The 10491-nt window shown below is 70.2% G+C and carries 8 protein-coding genes, 1 pseudogene and 1 riboswitch; of the genes and pseudogenes, 6 read left to right on the top strand and 3 right to left on the bottom strand.

Going from position 1 to position 10491, the window contains the following annotated elements:
- Positions 1-330 precede the first annotated feature (330 nt).
- Both otsB and cpt read left to right on the top strand, forming a co-directional pair.
- The gene (gene otsB, locus ABZS71_RS21095) at positions 331-1173 is read left to right on the top strand and encodes a trehalose-phosphatase (protein ID WP_356212245.1); all 843 of its coding nucleotides are present in this window, start codon (positions 331-333) and stop codon (positions 1171-1173) included.
- 222 nt (positions 1174-1395) lie between these two features.
- Positions 1396-1926, top strand: a complete 531-nt coding sequence (gene cpt / locus ABZS71_RS21100) for a chloramphenicol phosphotransferase CPT (RefSeq protein WP_356212247.1) — start codon at positions 1396-1398, stop codon at positions 1924-1926.
- A 46-nt stretch (positions 1927-1972) separates the two neighbouring features.
- Here the strand turns inward: cpt and ABZS71_RS21105 are convergent.
- The 3 genes and pseudogenes from ABZS71_RS21105 to ABZS71_RS21115 form a co-directional block, all read right to left on the bottom strand.
- A pseudogene (locus ABZS71_RS21105) lies at positions 1973-3090 on the bottom strand (IS630 family transposase).
- Between the two features lie 120 nt (positions 3091-3210).
- Entirely contained in the window at positions 3211-4671 is a 1461-nt protein-coding gene (locus tag ABZS71_RS21110; protein WP_356212249.1) for a trehalose-6-phosphate synthase, read from the bottom strand.
- 170 nt (positions 4672-4841) lie between these two features.
- Entirely contained in the window at positions 4842-5789 is a 948-nt protein-coding gene (locus ABZS71_RS21115) for a glucosyl-3-phosphoglycerate synthase (RefSeq protein ID WP_355842071.1), read from the bottom strand.
- Positions 5790-5940: 151 nt separating this feature from the next.
- Positions 5941-6081: riboswitch (SAM riboswitch) on the top strand.
- Positions 6082-6098: 17 nt separating this feature from the next.
- Here ABZS71_RS21115 and thrC point away from each other — a divergent pair.
- The 4 genes from thrC to groL all read left to right on the top strand — a co-directional run bounded on the left by thrC (position 6099) and on the right by groL (position 10299).
- The gene (gene thrC, locus ABZS71_RS21120) at positions 6099-7421 is read left to right on the top strand and encodes a threonine synthase (RefSeq protein ID WP_356212251.1); all 1323 of its coding nucleotides are present in this window, start codon (positions 6099-6101) and stop codon (positions 7419-7421) included.
- The gene (locus ABZS71_RS21125) at positions 7418-7696 is read left to right on the top strand and encodes a MoaD/ThiS family protein (RefSeq protein ID WP_355842077.1); all 279 of its coding nucleotides are present in this window, start codon (positions 7418-7420) and stop codon (positions 7694-7696) included. Before thrC ends, ABZS71_RS21125 begins: the two co-directional genes overlap by 4 nt.
- A 408-nt stretch (positions 7697-8104) precedes the next feature.
- Positions 8105-8311 (top strand): cold-shock protein, encoded by a 207-nt coding sequence (locus tag ABZS71_RS21130; protein ID WP_009716982.1) that lies wholly within the window; start codon positions 8105-8107, stop codon positions 8309-8311.
- Between the two features lie 362 nt (positions 8312-8673).
- Positions 8674-10299 (top strand): chaperonin GroEL, encoded by a 1626-nt coding sequence (gene groL, locus ABZS71_RS21135; protein ID WP_355842081.1) that lies wholly within the window; start codon positions 8674-8676, stop codon positions 10297-10299.
- The last annotated feature ends 192 nt before the right edge of the window (positions 10300-10491 follow it).

The following is a 10491-nucleotide window of genomic DNA, read 5'->3' on the forward strand; positions in this document are numbered from 1 at the left end:
GCTGGCTGGAGGCGGGTGGCCGACCCGGGGCGGGGCTGGGGTTTGTGTGTGCTGTGTGGCGTGGGCGGCGCTGGGGCCGGGGTCGGTGGCTGGCTGGAGGCGGGTGGCCGACCCGGGGCGGGGCTGGGGTTTGTGTGTGCTGTGTGGCGTGGGCGGCGCTGGGGCCGGGGTCGGTGGCTGGCTGAAGGCGGGTGGCCGGCCCGGGGCGGGGCTGGGGTTTGTGTGTGCTGTGTGGCGTGAGCGGCGCTGACACGTCGGCCGCGCTGAAGGTCTGTCTGAAGGTCTGTCGACGGCCGAGGCTTTGTTGACGGTGCCGGTAGGGTCACCGACATGGGCAGCCACCCCCTTCCTGTACCCACCACAGCCGCCGGCCGCGAGGGCCTCGCGGCCCTCCTCGAACGGCCCGGCCGCGCCGTCGTCGGGCTCGACTTCGACGGCACGCTCGCCGAGATCGTCCCCGACCCCGACCAGGCCCGCGCCCACCCCGGCGCCGTCCCGGCCCTCTCCGCCCTCGCCCCGCTGCTGCACTCCGTCGCGGTGATCACCGGCCGCCCGGCCGAGGTCGCGGTGCGGTACGGCGGCTTCGCCGGGGTCGAGGGACTGGACCGGCTCGTCGTCCTCGGCATCTACGGCGCCGAGCGCTGGGAGGCGGCGAGCGGCGCCTTCCAGGCCCCCGAACCGCACCCCGGTATCGCCGCCGTGAAGGCCGAACTCCCGGCCGTCCTGGAGGCGAACGGCGCCTGGCGCGGCACCTGGATCGAGGACAAGGGCCGCGCCGTAGCCGTCCACACCCGCCGCGCCGACGACCCCCAGGCCGCCTTCGAACAGCTGCGCGCCCCGCTCTACGCCCTGGCCGAGCGCCACGGCCTGATCGTCGAACCGGGCCGTCTGGTGCTGGAGCTGCGCCCGCCGGGCATGGACAAGGGCGTCGCGCTCACGGAGTACGTACGGCAGTTGGGCGCGGAAGCCGTGCTCTACGCGGGCGACGACCTCGGCGATCTGGCCGCGTTCGCGGCGGTGGAGAAGCTGCGGGAGGAGGGCGTCCCGGGCGTGCTGGTGTGCAGCGGTAGTACGGAGGTGACGGAGCTCGCGCAGCGAGCGGATCTGGTGGTCGACGGCCCGGCGGGCGTGGTGAGCCTGCTGGAGGCGTTGGCGGAGGCAGCGGCTGGCTGATCTGCCGGCCCGGCGGGCGTGGTGGCCCTGCTGGAGGCGTTGGCGGAGGAGCTGGCGGAGGCAGCAAAGCGCTAGCGCGGGCCACGCCATCGGCGCTAGCGCGGGCCACGCCGCCGGCGCTAGTGCTCTGACCGGGAAGGTTCACCGGGTTGTGGCAGGCGGTGCAGGGTTCGTGGAAATCCGTTTCGAGCGTTGCCCTGGTGCTTCTACTGTGGCGCGGTGATGACTCAGGTGATCGTTCTCAACGGTGGTTCCAGCTCCGGGAAGTCCGGGATCGTTCGGTGTCTGCAGGCAGTCCTGCCGGATCCGTGGCTGGCCCTCGGGACAGACACGCTGGTTGAGGCGATGCCAGCGTCCTTGCAGGCGTCGGATGGCGGGATCGAGTTCGCTCCGGACGGAGAGGTGATCGTCGGGCCGGAGTTCCGAACGCTGGAAGCGGCATGGATCGAGGGCGTCGCCGCGATGGCCCGTGCGGGCGCCCGGGTCATCGTCGATGAGGTCTTCCTCGGCGGAGCGGACTCACAGCAGCGATGGCAGAAAGCTTTGGGCGAACTGCGAGTGCTGTGGGTCGGCGTCAGGTGTGACGGTGCGGTTGCCGCAGGCCGTGAGGTCGCACGAGGCGATCGGATCACCGGGATGGCCGCGTCCCAGGCGGATGTGGTCCACCAGGGCGTGGCCTATGACCTGGAGGTGGACACCGCGCATGCCGAGTCGATGGAGTGCGCACGGACCATCGCCGTACATGTCAAGTGATCGACGGCCCGGCTGTCTGCCGCTGTGACCGCAGCGCCGGGAGGAGTCAGGCTGCGGTGGTGAGGGGGCGTCCTCCCCAGCGGGTGCCCTTCTCGCTGCGGATGCGGGCACGCTCGCGGCGCTGGGCGGCGAGGACGTCGGGGTGGCGGGCGTTGGCGTTGCGCCAGCGCAGGTAGGCCTGCAGCTCACGGGTCTGGACGGTGTGGTTCGGATGGTTCGAGTTGGCGAGAGTGAACTGCCGTAACGGTCCGAAGTGCGCCTCGATCGGGTTGGCCCAGGAGGCGGTCGGGGTGAAGCACAACTCGACCTTGTGCTTCTTCGCCCAGGCGCGGATCTTCGCTCCCTTGTGCGCGGAGAGGTTGTCCATGATCACGTAGATCGGGGCGCCGTCCGGACGGGCCTTCCGGATCGACTTCAGCGCGGCCAGGGACTGGGCGGCGCCCTTGTGGCGGTGGTTGACGCCCCAGAGGGTGTCGCGCCGATCGAATAGCAGCCGTGGAAGTAGGTGACGCCGTGGGTGCGGTGGTAGGTCGCCGGGACGCGGTCGGACTTGCCCTGCCTGGCCCAGCAGGATCCGCCGGTGGGGCGGATACCGAGCGGCCCGAACTCGTCGAACGCGAAGACCCGGTCCGGGAAGTGCTCCAGGACGTGCTCGATGCGGTCGAGTTTGGCGTCGCGGTCGGGGTCGGTGGATTCCTTCCAGGTCTTGGTGCGCTGGAAGGTGATGCCGCATCGGGCGAGCAGGCAGCGCAGGGCCTCGCGGCCGATGCGGATCACCCGGCCGTGGACTGTGCGCAGGTAAGCGCAGAGTTTGCGGAGGGACCAGCGGGTGAAGGGCTCGCCGAGTTTGCGCGGGCGGGTGGTGGCCGTCGCGATGACGAAGTCCTTGTCGTCATCGCTGAGTTGGCGGGGACGGCCTCCCGCCCACTGAGGGTCCAGGCAGGCCAGGCCGATCTCGTTGAACCGGTGGATGACATCCCGGACGGTGTCCTCGTCGGCCTGCACCAGCTGGGCGATCACCGGCACCCGGTTCCCGCCGGCCGAGGCCAGCAGCATCATCGCCCGCCGATATCGCACCGAGCTGGTGCTGCCCCGGCGCACGATCTGCTGCAGCCTCTGCCCCTCCTGGTCGGTCAGCCTGCGCACGCGAACGGGCTCTGCCACTGCGCCTCCACCTTGCTGGATCGAGTGTCTCCACATCCAACCGCCTCAGCAGCCTCGGCCGCGAACAGCAACCCGGTGAACCTTCCCGGTCAGAGCACTAGCGCCACGCCGCCGGCGCGCTTACGCCTCCAGCGCCCGCAACTGCGCCAGGAACCACGCCTGCGGCGGCAGCGCGGTCGCCGCGGCCGCCAGCCGCTTCGTACGCTCCGCCCGCTCCCCGTCGCCCATCCGCAGCGCCTCGTGCAGCGCCTCGGCCGTCGCCTCGACGTCGTACGGGTTGACCACCAGCGCGTCCTCGCCCAGCTCCGCGTACGCGCCGGCCTCTCGCGACAGCACCAGCGCGCACCCCTGCTCGGAGACGACCGGCACCTCCTTCGCCACGAGGTTCATGCCGTCCCGGATCGGGTTGACCAGCGCCACGTCGGCCAGCCGGTAGGCCGCGAGGGAGCGCGCGAAGTCGTCCTTCACATGCAGGGCGACCGGCTGCCAGCCCTCCGTGCCGTACTCCGCGTTGATCTCGTCCGCGATCAACCGCACCCGCTCGGTGTAGTCGCGGTAGACCGTGAGGTCCTGGCGGGAGGGGTAGGCGAAGGCCACATGGACCACGCGCTCGCGCCACTCGGGGTGGGTCTCCAGCAGCCGCCGGTACGCCAGCAGCCCCCGGACGATGTTCTTGGACAGCTCGGTGCGGTCCACCCGGACGATCGACTTCCGACCGGGCCCGATCTGCGCCCGCAGGTTCGTCAGCCGCTCGTCGACATCCGCCTGCCGCGACCGCTGCCGCAGGAACTCCGCGTCCGCGCCCAGGCCATGCACCCCGAGCAGGGTCTCGCGCCCCTCGAACCGCACCGCCGTCGCCGCGCCGCCGCCCTCGCGTACGACCTCCGCGCCCAGCACCGCCGCGCAGCAGTCGGCGAAGGCCGTGGCCCAGCGCTCGGTGAGAAACGCGGCGCGGTCGCCGCCCAGGATGCCGCGCAGCACCTGCGCCGCCACCGTGTCCGGCAGCAGCCGGTAGTAGTCCGGCGGCGCCCAGGGGGTGTGCGAGAAGTGGCCGATCCGCAGATCGGGCCGGCGCTCGCGGAGTATCCCCGGCACCAGCGCCAGGTGGTAGTCCTGCACCAGCACGACGGCGCCTTCGGCCGCCTCCTCGGCGAGCGCGTCGGCGAAGGCCGCGTTGTACGTCTCGTATGCCGCCCACTGGGCGCCGAACTCCGCGTCGAAGACCGGCTCGACGGGGGTCTGGTAGAGCAGATGATGGACGAACCACAGCACCGAGTTGGCGATGCCGTTGTACGCGGCGGCGAAGACCTCGGGTGCGATGTCCAGCATCCGCACCTGCTGCCCGCCCGTGTCCGCGGTGCTCAGGTGGCCGCGCTCGGCGCGCCGGGCGGCCTCGCGGTCGCCGTCCCCGAGCGCGGCGCATACCCACACCGCGCCCGCGTCGGGGCCGATCGCGCTGAGACCGGAGACCAGCCCGCCGCCGCCGCGCTTGGCGGTGAGCGAGCCGTCTTCGCCCAGCGCGTACGAAACCGGGCCGCGGTTGGACGCGACGAGGATCTGTGCGGTGCGCGGCGCTCCCATGTCGCGAGCCTAGCCATGTGGCGCGCCGCGCAAACATACGTGCGGTTTGTTGCCTCCGTAGGAGCGACGCCCCGCCCGCCGCCCGCCGCCCGCCGTGCTCTGTGCTCTGTGCTCTGTGCGCTGGGCATCCGGCATGTGCGGTTTGTTGCCCCGTAAGCGCTACCGCCCCGCTACGCCGCCCGCCGCGCCTCGTACTCCGGGATCTCGATCATCGGCGGCCGCTCCTCCGTGTCCACGGCCGTCGTCCGCGGCTCGAAGCCGTGCTCGCCCCGGTCGAACTGGGTCAGCCGCGGCCGCACCAAGTGGCCGCGCGCCAGCCGCAGCTGTGCGGTGCGGTAGATCGCCGCCGCCATCCGGCCGAGCGCCTGTCCGTCCTGGTGGCGGTGTTTGCGTACCCCGATGTCCACCTGGGCGAGGGCGTCGAGCCCGACCGTGTGCAGCGCGTCGACCAGCAGCCCCAGCTCGACCCCGTAGCCGACCGGGAAGGGCAGCCGCTCCAGCAGGGAGCGGCGCGCCGCGTACTCGCCGCCCAGCGGCTGGACGAAACCGGCCAGCTGTGGCCAGTGCAGATTCAGCAGCGGCCGCGCGACCAGCTCGGTGACGCGTCCGCCCTGGCCCACGGCTTCGCCGAGCGGCCGGTCGTACATGCCCTTGACCAGCTGCACCCCGGGGTCGGTCAGCAGCGGGCCGACGATCCCCGAGACAAAGCGCGGATTGAATTCCCGCAGGTCGGCGTCGATGAAACAGACGATCTCGCCGCTCGTGGCCAGCAGCGACCGCCACAGCACCTCGCCCTTGCCGGGCAGCGCGGGCAGCCGGGGCAGCAGCGAGTCGCGGTGTACGACGGTCGCGCCCGCCGCCGCGGCGACCTCGGCCGTACGGTCCGTCGAACCGGAGTCCAGCACCACCAGCTCATCGACGAGCGGCGCCGCCTCGCTCATCAGCTCGCGGCGGATCGCCCCGGCGATCTCGCCGACCGTCGCCTCCTCGTTCAGGGCGGGCAGCACGACGCTCACGGTCGTCGCCGTGTCGCGCTTCGCGGCCAGCAGGCGGTCCAGCGGACGGTCGTCGGCGGACCAGGAGCGGTGCTCCAGCCAGCGCTCCACCTCATCCAGCACCTGTATCTCTCCCTGCTGTGATCCATCTCGCGGTTCGGACGGCTACCTCAACCATCAGGGCCTTCGGTTACAGTCTTGAACAACGCACGTCACCGTCGTATGTCGGGGGTCATAGTGCGCATAAATGCCCGGGCTCGGCCCGCGGCCATACCGCTCATCCAGAGGGGCAGAGGGAACGGCCCGTTGAAGCCCCGGCAACCCTCCAGCTGGTCCTGCTTTCGCAGCGGGGCTCCCAGCTCGGGAAGGTGCCAATTCCGGCTCGTGGCGAAATGCGTCCCGAGGAAGATGAGGAGAAAGGGCCTCGCCTCCATGGCTGTGCAATCTGTAGAAAGCTCAACCACTTCTTCCGCCGCCTCCGGCACTTCCGGCACTTCCGGCTTCTCCACCCCTTTCGGCCCCGCCGTCGCCCTGTCCTGCCGTGAGTGCGGTGAGCGTTTCGACCTCGGCCCGATCTTCGCGTGCGAGGCGTGTTTCGGGCCGCTCGAGGTCGCGTACGACCTGCCGAGCGGCGACCCGGAGGGGCTGCGCCGGCAGATCGAGACCGGTCCGGACAACATCTGGCGCTACGCCCCCCTCCTGCCGGTTCCGGCGGACGTCGCGGCCACGCCCAGTCTGAACCCCGGCTTCACCCAGCTGGTCAAGGCCGACAACCTCGCCCGTGAGCTCGGTGTCACGGGCGAGCTGCACATCAAGGACGACTCCGGCAACCCCACTCACTCCTTCAAGGACCGGGTCGTCGCCATCGCCGTCCAGGCCGCCCGCGCCTTCGGCTTCACCACCCTCTCCTGCTCCTCCACCGGCAACCTCGCCGGCGCGGTCGGCGCCGCGGCCGCCCGTGCGGGATTCCGCTCCTGCGTCTTCATCCCACACGACCTGGAGGCGGGCAAGGTCGTGATGGCGGCCGTCTACGGCGGCGAACTGGTCGGCATCGAGGGCACGTACGACGACGTCAACCGCTTCTGCAGCGAGCTGATCGGCGACCCCGCGGGCGAGGGCTGGGGCTTCGTCAACGTCAACCTGCGTCCGTACTACGGCGAGGGGTCCAAGACCCTGGCGTACGAGATCTGCGAGCAGCTCGGCTGGCGGCTGCCGGACCAGATCGTCATCCCGATCGCCTCGGGCTCCCAGCTCACCAAGATCGACAAGGGGCTGAAGGAGCTCATCGCGCTCGGTCTGGTCGAGGACAAGCCGTACAAGATCTTCGGCGCCCAGGCCGAGGGCTGCTCCCCGGTCTCCGCCGCCTTCAAGGCGGGCCATGACGTCGTACGGCCGCAGAAGCCGCAGACCATCGCCAAGTCGCTCGCCATCGGCAACCCGGCGGACGGCCCGTACGTCCTCGACATCGCGCGCCGCACCGGCGGCGCCGTGGAGGACGTCAACGACGAGCAGATCGTCGACGCGATCAAGCTGCTGGCCCGCACCGAGGGGATCTTCGCGGAGACCGCGGGCGGGGTGACGGTCGGCGTGACGAAGAAGCTGATCGAGGACGGGCTCCTCGACCCGACCCTCACCACCGTCGTCCTCAACACCGGTGACGGCCTCAAGACTCTCGACGCGGTGGCCCCCACCACCGGGCCCTCCGCCATCATCCGCCCCACCCTTGACTCGTTCCGAGAGGCTGGCCTCGTATGAGCGTCAACGTCCGAATCCCGACCATCCTGCGCACCTACACCGGCGGTCAGGCCGAGGTCAGCGCCGAGGGCGCGACCCTCGCCGAGGTCCTGGAAGACCTGGAGAAGAACCACCAGGGGATCTCGGCCCGCGTCCTGGATGACACCGGCAAGCTGCGCCGCTTCGTCAACGTCTACGTCAACGACGACGACGTCCGGTTCGCCGACGGCCTGGGCACGGCCACGCCGGACGGCGCCGGGGTCTCGATCATCCCGGCGGTCGCGGGCGGCTGCTGACCTCCGATCACCCCCTCACCTTTGGAATCGCCCCGTCCGGGGAGAAACGGACGGGGCGATTCCGTGTGTGGAATCGCGATACAGTTGCCCCGCTTCTCCCATGGCCCCGCCGTCGGACCCGCATATGAGAACTCGTCAACTTGTGCGCAAAGTGTGAGCGCGATTTGTCGGGTTAGTGCTCTATGCCCGGCCCGGCTTGCCCGAACTTCACGGGAATTCTTCACTTTTTACCGATCGGCCATGCCCAGAATTCTCGTCCGATTGACCTGTTGCAGAGGGCGTTGGGACGGATACATTCAGCGGCGGTCGACGCGTTCCGGCGCACACCCTCCATGACCGGAGGGTGAGGTCTGACCCGGGTCCGCGGAGTGCGGTCCTGCGCAAGGGCCAGTAATAGGGGAGTTAGGAATGGCTCAGGGCACCGTCAAGTGGTTCAACGCGGAGAAGGGGTACGGCTTCATCGCGGTCGACGGTGGTGCGGACGTGTTCGTCCACTACAGCGCGATCCAGATGGACGGTTACCGCACCCTCGAGGAAGGCCAGCGGGTCGAGTTCGAGATCTCGCAGGGCCAGAAGGGCCCGCAGGCGGACATGGTCCGCGTGGCCGTAGGCTGACGCGCCGACGCGAGGCAGCTGACTGAAGTGTCGAAGGGCCTGTGCCCCCTTGGGGGTACGGGCCCTTCGGCGTACGCGCCCTGCCCTGCGCTCCCTTGCCTTCTGTACCCCCTTGACCGGGCGCTTGCGCCCACCCGTCGCCCGACCGCCACCCCTCAACGACGCCTTCGGGCGCTTGCACTCATAGGGGTCGAGTGCTAATCATTGGCGTTAGCACTCTGACGTTGAGAGTGACAGAAGGACCGGGTCGGTGAGGCCCGCCCGGCAGTACGGGGCAAGGAACCGTACGGCCGGCAGGCCGTCCGTCGCGGGCGCCAGCGCGGTCCGGAGCAATCCACCCCGTCTTGGGAGGACCACTTCACATGGCCAAGATCATCGCGTTCGACGAGGAGGCGCGGCGCGGCCTCGAGCGCGGGATGAACCAGCTCGCCGACGCCGTCAAGGTCACCCTCGGCCCCAAGGGCCGTAACGTCGTCCTCGAGAAGAAGTGGGGCGCCCCCACGATCACCAACGATGGTGTGTCCATCGCCAAGGAGATCGAGCTCGAGGACCCGTACGAGAAGATCGGCGCCGAGCTGGTCAAGGAGGTCGCGAAGAAGACGGACGACGTCGCCGGTGACGGCACGACGACCGCGACCGTCCTCGCCCAGGCGCTGGTCAAGGAAGGCCTCCGCAACGTAGCCGCGGGCGCCAACCCGATGGCTCTCAAGCGCGGCATCGAGAAGGCCGTCGAGGCCGTCTCCGCCCAGCTGCTCGAGCAGGCCAAGGACGTGGAGACCAAGGAGCAGATCGCCTCCACCGCCTCCATCTCCGCCGCCGACACCCAGATCGGCGAGCTCATCGCCGAGGCGATGGACAAGGTCGGCAAGGAAGGTGTCATCACCGTCGAGGAGTCGCAGACCTTCGGGCTCGAACTCGAGCTCACCGAGGGCATGCGCTTCGACAAGGGCTACATCTCCCCGTACTTCGCGACGGACATGGAGCGTATGGAGGCGTCGCTCGACGACCCGTACATCCTGATCGTCAACTCGAAGATCTCCAGCGTGAAGGACCTCCTTCCGCTGCTGGAGAAGGTCATGCAGTCGGGCAAGCCGCTGCTGATCATCGCCGAGGACGTCGAGGGCGAGGCCCTGGCGACCCTGGTCGTCAACAAGATCCGTGGCACCTTCAAGTCCGTCGCCGTCAAGGCCCCGGGCTTCGGTGACCGCCGTAAGGCCATGCTCGGCGACATCGCCATCCTCACCGGTGGCACCGTCATCTCCGAGGAGGTCGGTCTCAAGCTGGAGAATGCGACGATCGACCTGCTCGGCCGCGCCCGCAAGGTCACCGTCACCAAGGACGAGACCACCATCGTGGACGGCGCCGGCGACCCCGAGCAGGTGCAGGGCCGGGTCAACCAGATCCGCGCCGAGATCGAGTCCTCGGACTCGGACTACGACCGCGAGAAGCTCCAGGAGCGCCTCGCGAAGCTGGCCGGCGGCGTCGCCGTCATCAAGGCCGGTGCCGCGACCGAGGTCGAGCTCAAGGAGCGCAAGCACCGCATCGAGGACGCGGTGCGCAACGCCAAGGCCGCCGTGGAGGAGGGCATCGTCGCCGGTGGTGGCGTCGCCCTGCTGCAGACCGTCTCCGTGTTCGAGAAGCTCGAGCTCGAGGGCGACGAGGCCACCGGTGCCCAGGCCGTGCGTCTGGCGCTCGAGGCCCCGCTGAAGCAGATCGCGGTCAACGCCGGCCTCGAGGGCGGCGTCGTGGTGGAGAAGGTCCGCAACCTGACCCCGGGCCACGGCCTCAACGCCGCGACCGGCGAGTACGTCGACCTGATCGCCGAGGGCATCATCGACCCGGCCAAGGTCACGCGCTCCGCGCTGCAGAACGCCGCGTCGATCGCCGCGCTGTTCCTGACCACCGAGGCCGTCATCGCCGACAAGCCGGAGAAGGCCGCCGCGGCGGGCGCTCCGGGCGGCATGCCGGGCGGTGACATGGACTTCTGATCGGCGGATCATTCGCCGGTCGGTCGAACCGTCCAGGACGTCGGGGCGGCACCCTTCACGGGTGCCGCCCCGACGGCGTTATGCGCGCGTCCGCTTTGCCCAGCGCTTGCGGCTTTGCCCAGCGCTTGTGGCGGGCCTCAACCTGCGGCGGCCGTCAACCTGCGGCGGCCTCAAGGGCGGTGCGCAGATGCC

This window comes from Streptomyces sp. NPDC005393 (genome assembly GCF_040606675.1).
GTDB lineage: Bacteria > Actinomycetota > Actinomycetes > Streptomycetales > Streptomycetaceae > Streptomyces.